Origin of the sequence: Pseudomonas sp. DD1, assembly GCF_044510355.1 — a bacterium.
GTDB lineage: Bacteria > Pseudomonadota > Gammaproteobacteria > Pseudomonadales > Pseudomonadaceae > Aquipseudomonas > Aquipseudomonas shahriarae.
In genome coordinates this window covers 12,104-29,148 of the sequence record NZ_MSAJ01000040.1, presented here as the reverse complement: position 1 = coordinate 29,148, position 17,045 = coordinate 12,104, and the positions used below count along the sequence as shown (strand labels likewise).

The window sequence follows — 17,045 nt, the reverse complement described above, 5'->3', positions numbered from 1 at the left end:
TACTGTCAATTCTGACAGTAGGCAAACCTCCTGTTTCCGGGGCTAGATAACTGCAGATTTGGGCCTGCCCAGCAGGCTTGCTGGTTATCTTTCCCAGACAGGAGGTCGCATCATGGTCAAAAAAACCACCCCCCAAAGCCCGCCGTTGGCGGCTACCCAGGCACCTGCCGAGGTTGCTGTCGAATTGCCCTATCCGCAGATTCGCTACGCCGTCAATAACAACACCCTGGACCCCATCAAGGCGAAAAACGGCACTGTCGCGACCGTCGCTTTTACGGGAATGGGCACGGGGCCCATTACCTTGTACTGGGCGATCAAGGGCCAGGACGAGCCGGTGTTTGAACCTGTTGTGCAACCGGGCAGTACCAGCGGCAGTATTGATATTCCGGTTCCCTGGCAATCGGTCAGCACCAGCATTGGGCATACGGTTTTGGTCTGGTACACCGCGCGGGTGGCAGGCCAGTTGAAGGAATCGCTGGTGCTGGAGTTGGAGGTCCAGCAGATCAGGGAGGCGGACCTCAAGGAGTCGCTGCCGAAGTTTGAGCATGCCCAGTATGTCCATAGCACCTGGCAACTGGATATGAAGACATTCAGGGGCGATGAGACCATCCGCCTTAACGCCTGGCCCATGATTCAGGCCGGGCAGCGCCTGTTTATCAATGTGGCCGGTGATCAGCACAAGCCGCCGTTCGCGTTTAGCTGGGTGGCGCGGGACCATGTGGTCATGGAGGCCGAAGCCCATGACGATCATGTCTTTGAGTTCAAGCTGTCACGGGGCTGGATGGCGCGACGGGAAGACTATTCGGCACTGACCCTTCATATCGCCGTGATCTTTGATGGCGCCGATCCCAAGCCGCCGGTACCGGTCGATCCGATCTACGAAACCCGACTGCCCGAAAACGCCCACGAGTTTCATCCTCGCAACACGGCGCTGTTGTTTGTCGATACCTCCCTGCATTTGCAAGCCCCGATATTGGTCGAGGCGCAAGGCCAGGGTCAGGTTGATCCCCTCAAGTTGTTGGAGGGGGCCACGGTACGTGTTTGTTACGAGGATATGCAGAGCACGGACCATATTGCCCTGTGCTGGGAATCCACCTTCGGTGATTGCGCGCCGATTGCACCGCAGTATGGCGTAGAGGAGGGGTGCATCGACTTCCATGTGCCGCCGGAATACGTGGGCATGCGCCTGGATAACTTCGCGCATTTCTCCTATACCGTGACCCGGGATGGGGAGCCGTACACGTCGCCTGAAGGTGTGGTCAGGATCCCACTGCCGGCCAACCTGCCCCAGCCGCAGATTTTCGAAGCGCCGTTCAACACCCTGGACCTTGGAGGGATGTGCTGTGATGACCCGGTGACTGTTCATGTCGCGCCTTGGCCGTTTATCGGCACCAGCCAGGTTATTCAGTTGTTTATCGGTGGTGTTTACCCGGATGGCTCGAAAGCCCGGCTGCTCCCTTTTGATGACGCGCCGATTACTGAAGAAGACGTGCGTAGCGGTTGGACCAGAACCTTGTCTCGGGCCCAACTGGCGGCGCTCAAACATGACAGCCAGTTGTATGTTCTCTTTAGTGTCGAGTTTCTTCCGCGTAAGGATTCAAGGCCGGTCTACAGGTCTTTTCCTTCACTGCTGGTGAATCTGCTCACCGAGCCCCACTTGGAGTTGACGGCCCCCCATCTCGTCGAGTCCGTAGACTGCGGCGCCAACGGCTGGCTACTCAACCCGGTGAACACGGTGGAGGGCGCGCATCTTCAGGTGGCGTACGGGCATATGTGTCCGGGGGATTGGGTGTGCCCGACGTTTACCGGCACACCAGGGCTCGGTTCGCCGGCGTTGGAGTGTCGTACTGTCGGTGTAGATGAGCGAAACATGGTGTTCCCGATTCCGGCCTCTGCGATCAGCGCCAACCTGTGTCAGAAAATATCGGTTTCTTACAATGTGTCGCGTGCCTGCGGTGGCTTCTGGGAGTCGCCGGTGAAAGAGGTGCAGGTCCTGGATCTCAGCGGCCTGCCCGCGCCTGCGGTGGAACAGGCCACGGGCAGCACGTTGGACCTTAATACCTTTGGGGGCGATGCCACGGCGATGGTGGCTACCTGGTCCTATCTGGCCCTGGGCCAACCTTGCTGGCTGTGGGTGACGGGTGAGTTGGAGGATGGCAGCCCCTACCGTTTTGAGGTGCTGGAAGGTCAGGCGGTAACCGAGGAATGGCTGGCCGGTGGCGTCACCGCGGCACTGGCGCGCAACGAACTGCAAAAACTGGCGGATTGCAGTGCCTTTGAAGTGCATTTCGCGGTGAACTTCAATGGCGAGTCCGACAAGGCCAGCGCCAAGGAATTTGCATCGCTGACCCTCGAAATCGCCCAGGAGGACCTGGTACTCGAAGCGCCCACGGTGCGCGAAGCGGTAGGCTCGCAGCTCACGGTATACAACGGCCGCGATGGCGTGACGGTGCGAGTGGCCTATGACCTGATCAGCCCCGGCCATGCAATCAGCGTGTGCTGGAAACGCGCAGACGGTACCTGCCTGCCGCTGGCCTCGAAGCCTGGCAGCAATGACCCGGATTACGTGGATTTCCATATCCCCCGGGAGGCGGTGATTCGTGGGATTGGCAAGACGGTGAAGATCAACTACACCGTTACCAGCCTGTGCAAAGTGGCGACTTCTCCGGACCTCGATCTGCAAATCAGCGATCCGATACATTTGCCGGTGCCGGTGGTGCCGCAGGCAACCAACAATATTCTGGACTTACGCACCTTTAATGGGAACGCGGATATCACCGTTGAACCCTGGTGGTTTATCTTGCCGGACCAGAAAGTATGGTTGCGGGGCGTCGGTACCCAAAAGAATGGCAACCCTTATACGATCAACGTTTACTTGGGTCAGGGGGTGACAGCAGGTGAAGCGAGTACAGGTTTGAAAAAGGCGTTACAGCGTTTCGAACTTGAGCTCTTGAAGGACCTCAGCCGCCTGATGTTTACCTGTAAGGTGACCGCCGATGGCAGTACCCATGAAAGTGAAGCGGTGGTGTTTCCGATTCTGGAGCTGATTATCCGGGCCAATTTCTTAACCGATTTTGATGATTTTGAGAGTTATCCGAGCCAGGAGTATCTGGGGGCAGGGACTATCATCAATACGCGCTTATTGGATTTTGAATTACCAGCCTCATCTCCCCCTGGAATTGGGCTTCATCCAGTCAGAACTGCCGGAGAACTGGTGCCGGGAATGATTGAGGGCAAGGCATTGGCAGTGCGCTGCGGTAGCGCTAATACAATGCAGCTATCACGTCTGAAGTTTAAGTTCAGATGCGCACGGGTGAGATTCGGTTATGCAAATACCGGCACCGATATCGCGACGTTCAGGTTCTTTGGTGAAAATAATCAGCTACTTGGGACACGTGAGGCAGCGACGAGGACCTGGGTCGATTTCGAGGCTGAAAACGGAGCAAAAATAGTCCGTATTGACGTTTTGTGTCTTGTGCATGGAGCGATTGATTCGCTAACCATCTGGCATGGTGGCGAGACTTATCGTCATTGAGCTAATGCCCGCCCTGCAGAAAAGGGGTGAGCAAACGCTCGGGTTCGGCCGTTAGGTATTGGACCAACGAGATACAAGAATGCCCGCTTTGTGCGGGCATTCTTGTTAGTGGCGTGGGGTTAATCCGAGTCACTTGGGCCCGAGGATTTTCCCCAACTTATCCGGCGACGGCGCCCCCTGCTGTTGCTGCAACTGGCCCTTGTCATCCAGATAGAAAATCGCCGGCGTGGCCGACAACTCCAACTCCTCCATCAACTTCATATTGGCATCGAGCTTGGCCTGGATCTGGGCCGGAATCTTGGTCAGGGCCTTGAGCTTGCTGGCTTTGCCGGCAGACTCATGTTCTTCCAGGGCCTGGGCTGTGTCCTTGCTTGCCAGCAGCGCCGCCGATTTGCCCGGGCTGTCTTCGCGAATAATCCCGACCATGATGTGGCGCAACTGTACCTTGCCCGCCTTGACCCAGGGCCGTGCCTGTTCCCAGAACATGTTGCAGTACGGGCAGTTGGGGTCGCTGAACAGGTAGACGGTGCGCGGCGCGTTTTTATCGCCGTCCTGGATCCAGCTGCTCTGTTCCATCTTGGCCCAGATTTCCTTGGCCATTGGGGCGTAGACCAGCTTTTCCAGGGGCGCGGTGCTCAGGTCATTGCCCTTGGCGTCATACAGATTGCCGGCGATCACGTGTTGGCCGTCGGCGGTCAGGTACAGCGCCATGCCGCGGTTCTGGTATTGCGCGGCATAGCCCTTGAGCCCGCCCGGCGCGTCGAAGCTGCCGATGATCTTGGCGCCCTTGGCTTCGATCTGTTTGATCGGCGCCGGCCATTCTTCGGCGTGGGCGAGGCTGGCAGCCAGGGTCAGGGGCAGCAGGGTTAGCAGGTGGCAGAGGCGGGGCATAAGGGTTTCCTTGCAGGGGCCGTCTTGGCGGCAGTCTTGTCCGTGGGGTCGAAATATTCCATGGCGCGGGCCAGGCTGGCCTGGGACAGTTCGCCCAGGTGGCTGTTGATCAGCCGGCCATCGGCTTGATAGAAGAGGGTGGTCGGCAGGGCCATGGACCCCACGGCCTGGCCCAGGCGGCCACTGGCGTCGAACAGCACGTTGTCCAGGTTCAGGCCCTGGGTAGCCAGGTAGGTGCTGACGCTTTGCATGCTTTCGGCCTGGTTGACGAACAGGAAGGTCACGTCCGGCCGCTGCTTCTGGGCGTTTTCCAGCACCGGCATTTCCCGCCGGCAGGGCGGGCACCAGGTGGCCCAGAGGTTGATCACCAGCGGGCCGCCCTGGTAGTCAGCCAGTTGCACGGTTTCGCCATCGGCATTGCGCAGGGCGATGTCCGGCAGGCGCGTACCTTTTTCGTAGATGTTCAACGAGAAACTGGCCAGTGCCCAGAAGGCCAGGCCGCTGACCACACCGGCGCTAAGCGGTTTGCGCAGGGCCGGGCGGCGCCAGCTCCACAGCAGGGCGGCGATGATCAGCACGATCACCCCAGGCCAGGCCAGGAAACCGCCGTCGCGCAGGTCGACGATCTGCAACGGGTCGTCGCGGTAGTACGACCAGTACATCAAGACAAAGCCGATACGCGCACTGAGCATGCCCAGCAGGAACAGGCTGAACAGCACCGATTCGGGGTTCTCGCCGCCCCGCTTGGCCACGCGCCAGCCCACGACTGTGGCGAGGATCAGCGCACTGATCAGCAGCAGATGGTTCAAGGCAATGGCAAAGGTGCCGATGGTCAAGGTCAGCATCAGAGTGCTTCCCGGGTCTGGGTCCAGCGTTGCAGGAAGGCTGCGGCATCCACTTCGCCGGTGATGCGTTGGGCGCGGCGCTCTGCACCGTCGGGGCCGATCCAGACGAAGCTCGGTGGGCCAGGGACTTTGTAGCGACCGAGCAGCTCACGGCTGGCGGCGTTGTCGGCGGTGACGTCCAGGCGCAGCAGGCGTACGTCCTTCAGGGCGTCCATCACTTCGGGTTTGCCGAACACCTGTTTTTCCATGATTTTGCACGACACACACCAGTCGGCGTAGTAGTCCAGCAGCACCCATTGGCCCTGGGCCTTGGCGCTGTCGAGCTGGGCTTGCAGGGCTACCGGGTCGTTGAGGGTGATAAAGCTGTCATGGGCAGTCGGCGCGCCGGCCACCGTCGAGCCACCGAAGACCTTGAGCGGCTGCCACAGGTCGTCGCTGCCAGCGGCGGCGCCGATCACCAGGATCGCGCCCCACAGCCCCAGGACCAGGGAGCCGGCACCCAGTGCCTTGGCGATCAGCCCGTACTCACGGGCCAGGCTCCAGCCGCAGTAGGCCATGACCAGCGCCAGTACACCCCACAGGCCGAGCCACAGGCTTTCGTCGACGACCGGGCGAATCATCAACACGGCGGTCGCGAGGAACAGGAAGCCAAACACGCCCTTCAGCACGTTCATCCAGGTGCCCGGCTTGGGCAGGAAGCGATTGCCCACGGTCACCAGCAACAGCAAGGGCACGCCGATACCGATGCCCATGGCAAACAGGATCAGGCCGCCGTGCAGGGCATTGCCGCTTTGCGCGATATACAGCAGGGCGCCGGCCAGGGGCGCGGTCATGCACGGGCCCACCAGCAGACCGGACAAGGCGCCGAGCACCCCGGCGCCGATCAGGCTGCCGCCGTTTTGCTGGCGGCTGGCGTTGTCCAGGCGATCGCGCAGGAAGGCCGGCAGTTGCAGTTCAAAGAAACCGAACATCGGCAGGGCGAGGATCACAAACAACCCGGCGAAACTGCCGAGGATCCACGGGGTTTGCAGCAGCGCGGCGAGGTTGCTGCCGGCCAGCGCGGCCAGCACGCCGAGGGCGGCATACACCAGGGCCATGCACACCACATAACTGCTGGCCAGGGCAAAACCACGGCGTGGGCTGGCACCGCTGCCCACCACCAGGCCAGCAAGGATTGGCAGCATCGGCAGCGAACACGGGGCAAACGCCAGCAGCAGGCCCAGGCCGAAGAACACCAGCAGGCTCCAGCCCAGGCTGCGTTGCTGCAGGCCACTGGCCAGGCTTTCATCCTGGGCCTCGGCGGTGGCGGCCACGGCGGGGTTACCACCCAGGTCCACGGTGAGCGATTGCGGTGGGTAGCACAGGCCGGCATCGGCACAGCCCTGCCAGCCCAGCTTGACCTTGCCGGTGGCACCGGCCGGAAGCTTCACTTCCAGACCCTGGCGGTACACCTGTTGCTCGCCGAAGAACTCGTCGCTATGGGCTTCGCCCTGGGGCAGCACGGGCTGTTCGGCCAGGCCTTCGAATTTCATGCGTTGCTGGTACAGGTAATAACCGTCGGCAATCTGCCAATACAGCTGGGTTTCACCGGAAGCCAGGCGCTCGGAGGTAAAGGTGAAGGCCTTGCCTACCGGGAGGAACTCGGCCTTGGTCTCGAACGGATTGTTGCCAGGCGCGGCCTGGGCCAATCCGGTGAACAACACCAACAGGAAGATAAACAGATGCCGCATGGTCAAGCCTTAGTTCGATGCAAGTGGGGCACACAATGTGGGGTGCTGATTAACCGATGATTAACCGGGCTATTCTAGAGTGTCGGGATTTTCGAAGCGCGCCTCTTTTGCCGGCATAATGCGCGCTTAATCCGCCCTCCTTTAAATCAGCATTTTTGCAAAGGGTTCAGCATGCACGTACTGGTCTGTGAAGACGATGACCTGATTGCCAGTGGCATCGTTGCCGGTCTCGGCGCCCAGGGCTTTACGGTCGAGCGCGTAGCCACGGCCGCAGCCGCGCGGGCGATGCTCAAGGCGGCGGAGTTCGACATCATGGTGCTCGACCTCGGCCTGCCGGATGAAGACGGCCTGAAACTGCTGCAACAACAGCGCAGTGCAGGCCTGGAGATTCCGGTGCTGATCCTCACCGCGCGGGATTCAGTGACCAACCGGGTCGACGGCCTGCAGGCCGGCGCCGACGATTACCTGCTCAAGCCCTTCGACTTGCGTGAACTGGCGGCCCGCCTGCAAACCCTGCTGCGCCGGGTGGCCGGGCGTAGCGTCAACCTGATCGAGCATGGCCGGCTGACCTACAACCCCAGCAGCCGGGAGACCCTGTTGGGCGGCCAATCGGTGGACTTGTCCCGCCGTGAACAGGCGTTGTTGCAGGCACTGCTGCACAACCGTGGCCGGGTGCTGTCCAGCGAGCAGCTCAAAGACAGCGTCTACGGCTTTAACGATGAGTTGGAAAGCAACGCCCTCAACGTGCATATCCACCACCTGCGCCGCAAATTGGGCAATGGCATTGTCGAGACCGTGCGTGGCCTGGGCTACCGCCTGGGCCCGGCGGACGGTGGAGAGGACGCTTCGTGATGAGCCTGCGTCTGCGCCTGACGTTCAAGCTGGGCGCCGCTTTTGTGCTGATCTGGGTGCTGGCAGCGACCTGGATGCTCAACGACCTGCGTAACCAGATGATGTTTTCCCTGGATCAGCGACTGGTGGCGTCGGCGCGCATGGTGGCCGGGCTGATGGAGCAGATGCCCGGCCTGGCCAGTGTGGGCGAGGGCAAACGCTTTGGCGCCGAGCAATTGAATGTGCCGGGGGGCATGGCGTGCCAGGTCAGTTCGCTGCGTGGCGAAGTCCTGGCGCGCAGCCATACCACCCCGGATCAGGGCCTGGAATCCCGGCAGAGTGGCTTTCGCGACCAGATCATCGACGGCGCCGCCTGGCGCAGCTTTACCCTGGCCCGGGGCGATTTGTTTATCACCACCGCCGACCGCCAGGTGGAGCGCGAGGCGCTGAATATGTCGATCCTGCTGGCGGCCTCGGTGCCGGTGGGCGTGGCTCTGCTGGGCTGCCTGTGCCTGTTGTGGCTGGGGATCGGCCAGAGCCTGGTGCCACTCAACCGTATGCGCGATGCCTTGATGCGCCGCAGCGCCGACTCCCTCGAGCCCTTGCAGATTCATCCGTTGCCCAGCGAGCTCAAGCCGTTGCTCGACACTCAGAACCAGCTGTTGCAACGCATCGCCAAGGCCATTGAGCGCGAGCGCCGGCTGACGGGCGATGCCGCCCACGAACTGCGCAGCCCCCTTACGGCGATCAAGACCCACCTGCAAGTGGCACGCATGACCGACGGCGCGGCCCGCGACCAATCCCTGGCCCATGCCGAGGAGGGCGCCGACCGCCTGCATCGCACCCTTGAGCAATTGCTGCTGCTGGCGCGGGTCGAGGGCAGCCTGTCGTTTGATGACGGCTTGCAGTCCAGTGCCGAGCAGGTGGCGCGCCTGGCGATCCAGGACGCCAACGCCGGCGACAACCGGCGCATCGACCTGATCTTGCCGGACAACCTGCCCGATAACCCGGTGGAAATGCCCGTGGGCCTGGCGGTTGCCGCCTTGCGCAACCTGCTGGATAACGCCCTGAGCCATACCCCGGCCGATACGCGGGTGGAATTGAGTGTGTTTACCCAGGGCAATCAGGTGGTGTTCCGCGTGCGCGACCACGGCGCGCCGATCTCCAGCGAAGACCTGCAACATCTGACTCAACGTTTCTGGCGCAATGGCAACAGCGGTGGTTGTGGCCTGGGCCTGGCCATCGTGCAGGCGATTGTCCAGCGCTGTTCCTGTTCCCTGGCCTTCGACAGCCAGCCCGACGGCCTGCGGGTCGACCTGGGGATGCCGCTGCGACGCTGATCTTTCCTTGCACCCACATAACTACCGCCATCCTCAGGCCCGACGCTTCAGGATGGCGTTAATTTTTGTGTTTGCAGGTTTGCCGGCTGAATGACTCAGCCTGTATTGAAAAGGACAGCGCCTATGTTGGTCATCGACTCCACTTATCCCGCCCAGGATTTTAATCAACGCAATGGCGAAGCCGTGCGCCAGTTGGTGGTGCATTACACCGCCGCGCCCTTCGCCTCTTCCCTGCGCACCCTGACGCAGCAGGGTGTCAGTGCCCATTACCTGCTGCCCGACCCCCTCGAGGCGGGTTATCGAGACGCCGGCTACGACGAGTTGCGGGTATTCCAGCTGGTGGATGAGCATCAGCGCGCCTGGCATGCGGGGGCCAGTCATTGGGCGGGCCGCGATAACGTCAACACGCGCTCCATCGGCATCGAGATCGTCAATCTGGCTCGCGACGATGGTGGGGTTTTTACCTTTCCTGCCTACGGGGCGGAGCAAATCGAGGTACTGATCGCGCTGATCCACGACATTTGCGCCCGTCATCCGCAGATCGGCGCCACCGATATCGTCGGCCATTCGGATGTGGCGTTCTGGCGCAAAAGTGACCCAGGTCCACGGCTGCCCTGGCACGGCTTGTTCGAGGCGGGCATTGGCGCCTGGTTCGATGAAGAGATCAAAAACGCCTATGTGCGCCGCTTTCGCATGGGCTTGCCCCAGGAGGTGGAGATCGAACGGGCCTTTCAGCGCTACGGCTACGCCCCGGCACGAAACCGCCAGGCGTTCCAGCAACGGGTGCGTGCGTTCCAGATGCACTTCCGGCCCTCCGACTATCGTGGGCAACTGGATATCGACACCTGCGCGATTCTCTATGCGTTGAACGAAAGGTACAGCAGTGCCGGCGAGTGAGCCATTCGCCGTTTTTTCAACGACCCAGGTGTAAATCCTCACGCCGCTGAAGCGTTTCCAGAACAGGAAATCCGTGCGCATGCCCTTTGGGGGCCAGACGTCAACGGGTTGGCAGTTTGGTCACCATCATCCGCGTATTGAGGGATCTAGAGATGTCAGTCGCTACCAGTCGCATTGACGATTTGCAGGTGTCGGCCAGCCCGACGCCGGCGGAAACGCTTTACCAGTTCGATGAATCACCGCTGCTGGCCCGCCAGCGCCTGCAGGAGTCCAATGCCCGCAGTTACCCACGGCGTATCCCCCTGGCACTCAAGCGGGCCAAGGGCATTTATGTCGAGGACGTTGAGGGGCGCAGTTTTATCGACTGCCTGGCCGGGGCCGGTACGTTGGCCCTGGGGCATAACCACCCGGTGGTGATCGAGGCGATCCAGCAGGTGCTGCAGGACGAGTTGCCTCTGCATACCCTGGACTTGACCACGCCGGTCAAGGATCAGTTTGTGCAGGACCTGTTCGGCCTGCTGCCTGCGGAACTGGCGCAGGAGGCGAAGATCCAGTTTTGCGGGCCCACCGGCACCGATGCAGTGGAAGCCGCGCTGAAGCTGGTACGCACCGCCACGGGGCGCAGCACGGTGTTGTCGTTCCAGGGCGGTTATCACGGCATGAGCCAGGGCGCGTTGAGCCTGATGGGCAGCCTGGGGCCGAAAAAGCCATTGGGTGCCTTGCTGGCCAACGGCGTGCAGTTCCTGCCTTTCCCCTATGATTACCGGTGCCCGTTCGGTCTGGGTGGGGCAGAGGGGGTCAAGGTCAACCTGCATTACCTCGAAAACCTGCTCAACGACCCGGAGGCCGGCGTATTGCTACCGGCGGCGGTGATCGTCGAAGTGGTGCAGGGCGAGGGCGGCGTGATCCCGGCCGACCTCGACTGGCTGCGCGGCCTGCGGCGGATTACCGAGCAGGCCGGGGTGGCGCTGATCGTGGATGAGATCCAGAGCGGTTTCGGGCGCACCGGCAAGATGTTTGCCTTTGAACATGCCGGCATTGTTCCGGATGTGGTGGTGTTGTCCAAAGCCATTGGCGGCAGCCTGCCGCTGGCGGTGGTGGTCTATCGCGAGTGGCTCGACACCTGGCTGCCGGGCGCCCATGCCGGCACCTTCCGGGGCAATCAGATGGCCATGGCGGCGGGGTCGGCGGTGATGCGCTACCTCAAGGAGCACAACGTGGCCGACCACGCCGCCGCCATGGGTGAGCGCTTGAGTGAACATCTGCGCATCCTGCAGCGGGACTTTCCACAACTGGGGGATATCCGCGGACGCGGCCTGATGCTGGGCGTGGAACTGGTGAACCCGAGCGGCGCGCCGGATGTCCAGGGGCACCCGCCGGTCCATCGACAATTGGCGCCGCTGGTACAGCGCGAGTGCCTCAAGCGCGGGTTGATTCTGGAGCTGGGCGGGCGCCATGGCAGCGTGGTGCGTTTCCTGCCGCCGCTGGTCATCACCGCCGCAGAAATCGACCGCGTGGCAGAGATCTTCGGCCGGGCTTTGGCGGCGGCCGTGGCCAGCCTCTAATTTTCCTGCGCCGCTATACGTTCCTACATACATCAGCCACGCGCAGTGCGTGGCAGCCTTTGAGTGACGGAGAACCGCAATGACCTCAGTATTTGACCGCGAAGACATCCTGTTCCAGGTGGTGGTCAACCATGAAGAACAGTATTCCATCTGGCCTGACTACAAGGCCGTGCCAGAGGGCTGGCGCACCGTGGGTAAAAGCGGGATGAAGAAAGAGTGCCTGGCTTACATCGAAGAGGTCTGGACTGATATGCGCCCGCTGAGCTTGCGCCAGAAGATGGATGCGCAGGTTGTTGCTGGCTGAACACAAGCAAATGTGGGAGCGGGCTTGCCTGCGATGGGCTACACATCTCTTTAGTGATTCTTAGGTTTGTGTACATATCCGTTGCTGCGGTCATGGCCACTTAGGGTTCCGCCCTTACGGCGGCTCACTTTGGAAAAGCCCCAAAGTAAGCAAAGGGCTTTTGCCCCACCACTCGGCACCTCGCCCAGGCTCGGTGTGCCCGTCATCCGACATTGATTTGGGGGGCCGCCGCGATGGGCCATCCATGGCCCAGCGCGGCTAACCCGGCGTCCTGCCGGGTTACCCCCCAAATCAATATCGGATGACGGCCAGCGTGGTTTAACGGGGCGCCTAAGATCAAAATCACAAGCAAAGCGAGGCGGCCTGACAGCCGACCTGATCGTCGAGGCGTGCGCATATACCTGTGGGAGCTGGCTTGCCTGCGATGGTCGTTAACGATGACAAATGAATACCTGACACTCTGATGTGTTCTTTCGGCCGCCATCGCAGCGATGCGGCGATCCGACAAGCCAGCTCCCACAGGGGGGAATGCAGCTTCACGCCCCGGCTTTGGCATTGCTGTTGCTCTGCTTTTGATCTGGCTTTTGATCTGGCTTTTGATCTTAGGCGCCCCGTTAAACCACGATGGCCGCAGGCAGGTATTGCGCAGTGGGCACCCCGGCATGGATGCCGGGGTAGCCGCGACACGGCCATGGATGGCCGATCGCGGCGGGCCCACGGAGCAATGCCTGACTGCGGGCATGCCGAGCCTAGGCGAGGCACCGAGTGGTGGGGCAAAAGCCCTTTGCTTACTTTGGGGCTTTTCCAAAGTGAGCCGCTGTAAGAGCGGAACCCTAAGTGGCCGTGACCGCAGCAACGGATATGTACACAAACCCAATAAGCACTAGATAAAAGAGTTGTGTAGATACCTATGCCGCGATGGCTAAGTGTCAGTCGATACATTAGTTGACTGATACACCGCCATCGCGGGCAAGCCCGCTCCCACATAAGCTCGCACACACACAGGGGTATTGCCTTGCTTTCAGGGCACCAAGGCCTTGATCACCTGATCCACATTCCCTTCCAGTTCCGCTATCGGGTCCGCACCGTCAGTACCCAGCACCAGCAACTTCGCCCCCCCTGCACTGATAGCCGCTTTCACCGCCTCAGCCGGTTGGCGATGGTGCAGCACTAACGCCACGTCGTTGTCCTTCAGGCTGGTCGTCAGCGCCTGTAGCGCCTCGGCGGACCACTCGGCATCCGGCCGCGGATCGGTGCTGACCAACTCCAGATTCAGCCCACTTATCAGATAAGCAAAATGATCACTCAGGCTGACCACACTCAGGTTATCGGCCTGGGCCAGGCGGGCTTCGCTGTCGGCAGTCAGCTTGAGCAGGCGTTGCTTGAGGCTGGCCAGGTTGCCGTCGATCTGGGCCTTGGCGCCGGGCGCCAGCCTGCTCAGGTCGGCAGCCATGACATCGGCCATGCGCCCCAGGTTGTTGCTCGACTGCCACGGCTGGCTATTGAGGCCATCTACGGTCCCCGGTTGCAGGGCCACGCCCGGCAGACCGCCGTCTACCGGGCGCGCCGCGTCCACTTCGACGATGCGGATATTGCTGCGCCGGGCCACTGGGTACAGCGGGTCATCCGGCCACAGCGAGCGCAGGCCGATCGCCGCATCGGCGTCCAGCGCCAGGCTATGCAAGGCCGGCGCGCCACGCCCGGTAAAGTACGAGGTCTGGCGCGAACCCGGCAGGTTGGCCGGTGCCGCACGCTCCAGCTTGACCGCAGTGCCCTTGAGCAGGGCGGCGGCCAGGCCGTAGGTCACGGGCAAGGCCGCGAGGACTTTGACCGGTTTGGCGGCGTGGGCGGCGACCGGCAGGGGGGTGGCCGTTTCGGCTGCCAGCAGCGGGGTGCTGATCAGGCAGGCGATGGCCAGGGCGAGGGGGCGTAGAACGGGGCGCATTATCCGAGATTCCCTTTCAGGCTGGGGACCGTGCCGCGCGCGATGGCGGCCAGGGCGAAGGCGATGCCGGCGACGAGGATGATCGCGGCACCGGACGGGATAGGCAGGTCGAAGATGATTGGCAACAGAATCCCGCACAGGGTGCTGAGCGTGGCAATCACCACCGAGATCCAGAAGAAGCCCTTGAGTGACTGGCTCAACAGCCGAGCCGCGGCGGCCGGGATCACCAGCAGTGCGCCTACCAGGATCGCACCGATGACCTTGACCGCCGCCACTGTGATCAAGGTCACCAGGATCACGAACAGGTAGTCCAGGGTCTTCACCGCCACGCCACGCACGGCGGCCAGTTGCGGGTTGAAGCTGGCGAGCATGATGCGGTTGTACAGCGGCAATGCCAGGGCCATCACCAGTGAGCCGACCACCGCCAGCACCGCCAGGTCATTGCCGTTGACGGTCAGGACCGAACCAAACAGCACGTTTTCCAGGATATGCACGTTGATCTTGCCCGCCAGGATCAGCAACAGGCTCGCGCCCAGGGCCAGGGACACCGAGAGGAACACGCCGATCAGCGTATCGGGGGCCAGGCCGGTGCGGTTGCGCAGGTAATTGAGCAGGATGCCGAACAACAGGCAGTAGCCGAACAGGCTGCCGTAAGGCCCGGTGTAGGGTTCCCCCAGCAGAATGCCCACGGCCACGCCGGTCAGTGCAGCATGGCCGACGGCTTCGGAGAAAAACGCAAAGCGCTTGACCACCACCAGCGTGCCCAGGCCACCGAGTACCGGGCCGATCAACAGGCCGGCGAGCAAGGCATTGACCACAAACCCATAGGCCAGGGCTTCCGGCAAGTAGCCGGAGGAAGCCCAGCCCTGGACCATCAAGCGAAAGGCTTCGTAGCTCATTGGGCTGCGCTCCGTGGGTGAGTGGAAAACAGCGTCAGCAGGCGTTCCGGGGTCAGTGCCTCCTTGGGCGTGGCATCAAACAGCAGGCGGCGGTTCAGGCCGGTGACGCGATCCGCCAGGCGGCCCACGGCCTCCAGGTCGTGCTCGATCCACAGCACGGTAATCCCGGCCTGGCGCCAGTCGCCCAGCAGGCGTTCGAACACCTGGATCCCGGCTTCGTCGAGGGCCGACATCGGTTCATCGAGTACCAGCAGTTGCGGCGCCGGGATCAAGCCCTGGGCCAGCAGCACACGCTGGCGCTCGCCGCCGGACAGCGCACCCATGCGGCGCTTGCGCTTGTCTTGCATGCCCACGCGCTCCAGCGCCTCGCCAATCGCCCCGGCGTAATGCCGGGACAAGCCGAGAAACGCCGGGCGCCGCTGGCACATGGCAGCCATGAAGTCGTCGACGGTCATCGGCAGGCCACGGTCGAACTCCAGGGCCTGGGGCACGTAGCCGATGGTGCCGGGAGTGTTCGGCCAGTGCAGGCTCAATTGGCCCTGGTGTGGCGTCTGCCCCAGCAGGGTCTTGATCAACGAGCTCTTGCCGCCGCCGTTGGGGCCGACCAGGGCGTGGATGCTGCCTGGTTGTACCTGGAAGCTGACGCTATCGAGGATCGCGGTACGGCCCAGGGTCAGCGAGACGTTATCGAACTCAATCGTCGGGCCGATGCTGGCCACATTCAGGTGTTCAACCGCGGTCATGCCCCCGACTCCTGGATCGCCCGGACCACGGTATTGAGGTTGCCGGTCATTTCCACTTCGTACTTCTCGGCGCTGTATTCACCGTAGGAAATATGCGACAGCGGGTACAGTTTGACCCCCGACTCACGCTGGATGGTATCGACGTAGGAGGACGGGAAATCCATCTCCGAGAAGATCACCTTGACGTCCAGCTCGCGCAGTTGGTCGATGGTTTTCTTCAATTGGCTCGGGCTTGGCTCGATGCCGTGGGCCGGTTCGACCACGGCGGTCACTTCGAGGCCGAACTCGCGCAACAGGTAGTCGTAGGCGGCGTGCACCGTGGCCACCCGCAGATCGGCGTTGGGCGCGCTGGTGAGCTTGGCCAGGGCGTCGGCGCGCATCTTGCGCAGGCGCTTGCCGTAGGCACGGGCGTTCTGGGTATAGGCCTTGGCGTTGTCCGGGTCGAGCTTGCCCAGTTCCCGGGCGATGTTGTTGACCTGGGCGATGGACGCGCTGATGGACAGGAAGGTGTGCGGGTTGACCACCTTGCCGGCGCCGCGGGCCGCGTTGCCGGTGGCGGCCAGCAGCGGCACATTGGCGTTGGCCTCGATCACCGGGATGTCCGGGCGCTCGCTGGTGGCGATCATGCGGTCGGCAAAATCGTCATGGCCGACGCCATTGAGCACGATCACGTCCAGGGTGCCAATGCGCTTGATGTCTTCGGCGCGCGGTTCGTAGGCATGGGGGTTGAAGCCGGCCGGAATCAGCGGCACCACTTCGGCTTTGTCGCCGACGATATTCGCCACGTAGCTGTAGTAAGGGTGCAGGGTGATACCGATACGCAGGCGCTTGGCCGCCTCGGCATTGGCCAGGGGGCTCAGCAAGACGCTGAACAGGCCCACCAGCAGCAGGCGGAGCAAGGGAGATGACATAGACATGGGTAATCGATCTTCTCTCGGAGACAGCATGAATTCAGTGGCGATGCTGGCGGGTGACGCCAGCGTCGAATTGCGCAACGACCTGCTGCCAGCCAGCGGCGATCAGCCCCTGGTCGCTCAGGTCGGTGGGGGCGGCCAGGTTGGCGCTGCGGTTGAGCCAGATATCCGGCTCGGCGCCGTTGACGCGCATCAGCAGTGAACCGCTGGTGTCGTTGGCCTGGCTCAGGCCCAGGTACGCCGCTGGCGCCAGCAATTGCCAGTGGTGGTCGCCACGGCTGACCGAACTGGCGTCCTGGGCGAAGGGCGCGAAGCCTTCTTCGGCCAGTTGCGCCGGCGTCGGCAGGGTGCTTTGTTCCTGCGCCAGCAACTGGATTTCATCCAGGGTCACCCGCAGGTCGGCATAGATGCCTTGCTCGGCCGCGCTCAGGTCGCGGCGGGCGTCCAACTGGTGGCTGGCCACGGCCTCGACGGCCTGGGTTTCGCCGTGCAGGGACACCACCGTGCCGGCGACGGCCAGGATGATCAGGCACAGCAGCAGGACGTAGAGGGTTTCGTGCCCGGCACCGGCGGGCCGGACCACCTGGGTGCTGCCTGGGTTCATGG

Annotated in this window: 14 protein-coding genes; 6 read left to right on the top strand and 8 right to left on the bottom strand. The window is 62.4% G+C overall.

All coding sequences use genetic code 11. The features are described 5' to 3' along the window. Positions 1-112 precede the first annotated feature (112 nt). On the top strand, positions 113-3,535 hold the full coding sequence (locus tag PSFL_RS27105) for a hypothetical protein (protein WP_397470674.1): 3,423 nt from the start codon (positions 113-115) through the stop codon (positions 3,533-3,535). A 129-nt stretch (positions 3,536-3,664) separates the two neighbouring features. Here PSFL_RS27105 and dsbG read toward each other — a convergent pair whose 3' ends face one another. From dsbG to dsbD, 3 genes are read right to left on the bottom strand one after another with little or no spacing between them, the layout of a single operon-like run. Next, positions 3,665-4,426, bottom strand: coding sequence for a thiol:disulfide interchange protein DsbG (gene dsbG, locus PSFL_RS27100; RefSeq protein WP_397470673.1), 762 nt, complete (start codon positions 4,424-4,426; stop codon positions 3,665-3,667). Then, positions 4,402-5,271 (bottom strand): TlpA disulfide reductase family protein, encoded by an 870-nt coding sequence (locus PSFL_RS27095; protein WP_057439144.1) that lies wholly within the window; start codon positions 5,269-5,271, stop codon positions 4,402-4,404. The genes dsbG and PSFL_RS27095 overlap by 25 nt, the downstream gene beginning before the upstream one ends. Then, positions 5,271-7,001, bottom strand: coding sequence for a protein-disulfide reductase DsbD (gene dsbD / locus PSFL_RS27090; RefSeq protein WP_198848806.1), 1,731 nt, complete (start codon positions 6,999-7,001; stop codon positions 5,271-5,273). Before dsbD ends, PSFL_RS27095 begins: the two co-directional genes overlap by 1 nt. A gap of 171 nt (positions 7,002-7,172) precedes the next feature. Here dsbD and PSFL_RS27085 point away from each other — a divergent pair, with 171 nt between their 5' ends. The 5 genes from PSFL_RS27085 (at position 7,173) to PSFL_RS27065 (ending at position 11,938) form a co-directional block, all read left to right on the top strand. Next, positions 7,173-7,853 carry a response regulator transcription factor gene (locus PSFL_RS27085; RefSeq protein WP_057439143.1) on the top strand — a complete coding sequence of 227 codons (681 nt, stop codon included), beginning with the start codon at positions 7,173-7,175 and terminating at the stop codon, positions 7,851-7,853. After that, on the top strand, positions 7,853-9,172 hold the full coding sequence (locus tag PSFL_RS27080) for an ATP-binding protein (RefSeq protein ID WP_057960212.1): 1,320 nt from the start codon (positions 7,853-7,855) through the stop codon (positions 9,170-9,172). Before PSFL_RS27085 ends, PSFL_RS27080 begins: the two co-directional genes overlap by 1 nt. A 123-nt stretch (positions 9,173-9,295) precedes the next feature. Further along, positions 9,296-10,069: an N-acetylmuramoyl-L-alanine amidase gene (locus PSFL_RS27075; RefSeq protein WP_397470672.1), complete on the top strand. Its 774-nt coding sequence runs from the start codon at positions 9,296-9,298 to the stop codon at positions 10,067-10,069. Between the two features lie 152 nt (positions 10,070-10,221). Further along, positions 10,222-11,634, top strand: coding sequence for an aspartate aminotransferase family protein (locus PSFL_RS27070; RefSeq protein WP_397470671.1), 1,413 nt, complete (start codon positions 10,222-10,224; stop codon positions 11,632-11,634). Between the two features lie 79 nt (positions 11,635-11,713). Then, positions 11,714-11,938, top strand: coding sequence for an MbtH family protein (locus tag PSFL_RS27065; RefSeq protein WP_032862749.1), 225 nt, complete (start codon positions 11,714-11,716; stop codon positions 11,936-11,938). A 1,021-nt stretch (positions 11,939-12,959) separates the two neighbouring features. On the opposite strand, the gene PSFL_RS27060 is transcribed toward PSFL_RS27065, so the two are convergent. Genes PSFL_RS27060 through PSFL_RS27040 form a run of 5 tightly spaced genes read right to left on the bottom strand, consistent with a single transcriptional unit; the run spans position 12,960 to position 17,043 of the window. Continuing rightward, positions 12,960-13,883, bottom strand: coding sequence for a metal ABC transporter solute-binding protein, Zn/Mn family (locus tag PSFL_RS27060; RefSeq protein WP_397470670.1), 924 nt, complete (start codon positions 13,881-13,883; stop codon positions 12,960-12,962). Then, entirely contained in the window at positions 13,883-14,782 is a 900-nt protein-coding gene (locus PSFL_RS27055) for a metal ABC transporter permease (RefSeq protein ID WP_057441446.1), read from the bottom strand. The genes PSFL_RS27060 and PSFL_RS27055 overlap by 1 nt, the downstream gene beginning before the upstream one ends. After that, positions 14,779-15,525: a metal ABC transporter ATP-binding protein gene (locus tag PSFL_RS27050; protein WP_397470669.1), complete on the bottom strand. Its 747-nt coding sequence runs from the start codon at positions 15,523-15,525 to the stop codon at positions 14,779-14,781. Before PSFL_RS27050 ends, PSFL_RS27055 begins: the two co-directional genes overlap by 4 nt. Further along, positions 15,522-16,442: a metal ABC transporter substrate-binding protein gene (locus PSFL_RS27045; protein ID WP_397470668.1), complete on the bottom strand. Its 921-nt coding sequence runs from the start codon at positions 16,440-16,442 to the stop codon at positions 15,522-15,524. The genes PSFL_RS27050 and PSFL_RS27045 overlap by 4 nt, the downstream gene beginning before the upstream one ends. Positions 16,443-16,476: 34 nt before the next feature. After that, on the bottom strand, positions 16,477-17,043 hold the full coding sequence (locus PSFL_RS27040; RefSeq protein ID WP_057441451.1) for a DUF6162 family protein: 567 nt from the start codon (positions 17,041-17,043) through the stop codon (positions 16,477-16,479). Between the last annotated feature and the right edge of the window lie 2 nt (positions 17,044-17,045).

What these genes read in the sequence shown, in the direction of transcription:
- PSFL_RS27105 (WP_397470674.1), top strand. Translation starts at nt 113, where the DNA reads ATGGTCAAAAAAACCACCCCCCAAAGCCCGCCGTTGGCGGCTACCCAG.
- dsbG (WP_397470673.1), bottom strand. Translation starts at nt 4,426, where the DNA reads ATGCCCCGCCTCTGCCACCTGCTAACCCTGCTGCCCCTGACCCTGGCT.
- PSFL_RS27095 (WP_057439144.1), bottom strand. Translation starts at nt 5,271, where the DNA reads ATGCTGACCTTGACCATCGGCACCTTTGCCATTGCCTTGAACCATCTG.
- dsbD (WP_198848806.1), bottom strand. Translation starts at nt 7,001, where the DNA reads ATGCGGCATCTGTTTATCTTCCTGTTGGTGTTGTTCACCGGATTGGCC.
- PSFL_RS27085 (WP_057439143.1), top strand. Translation starts at nt 7,173, where the DNA reads ATGCACGTACTGGTCTGTGAAGACGATGACCTGATTGCCAGTGGCATC.
- PSFL_RS27080 (WP_057960212.1), top strand. Translation starts at nt 7,853, where the DNA reads ATGAGCCTGCGTCTGCGCCTGACGTTCAAGCTGGGCGCCGCTTTTGTG.
- PSFL_RS27075 (WP_397470672.1), top strand. Translation starts at nt 9,296, where the DNA reads ATGTTGGTCATCGACTCCACTTATCCCGCCCAGGATTTTAATCAACGC.
- PSFL_RS27070 (WP_397470671.1), top strand. Translation starts at nt 10,222, where the DNA reads ATGTCAGTCGCTACCAGTCGCATTGACGATTTGCAGGTGTCGGCCAGC.
- PSFL_RS27065 (WP_032862749.1), top strand. Translation starts at nt 11,714, where the DNA reads ATGACCTCAGTATTTGACCGCGAAGACATCCTGTTCCAGGTGGTGGTC.
- PSFL_RS27060 (WP_397470670.1), bottom strand. Translation starts at nt 13,883, where the DNA reads ATGCGCCCCGTTCTACGCCCCCTCGCCCTGGCCATCGCCTGCCTGATC.
- PSFL_RS27055 (WP_057441446.1), bottom strand. Translation starts at nt 14,782, where the DNA reads ATGAGCTACGAAGCCTTTCGCTTGATGGTCCAGGGCTGGGCTTCCTCC.
- PSFL_RS27050 (WP_397470669.1), bottom strand. Translation starts at nt 15,525, where the DNA reads ATGACCGCGGTTGAACACCTGAATGTGGCCAGCATCGGCCCGACGATT.
- PSFL_RS27045 (WP_397470668.1), bottom strand. Translation starts at nt 16,442, where the DNA reads ATGTCTATGTCATCTCCCTTGCTCCGCCTGCTGCTGGTGGGCCTGTTC.
- PSFL_RS27040 (WP_057441451.1), bottom strand. Translation starts at nt 17,043, where the DNA reads ATGAACCCAGGCAGCACCCAGGTGGTCCGGCCCGCCGGTGCCGGGCAC.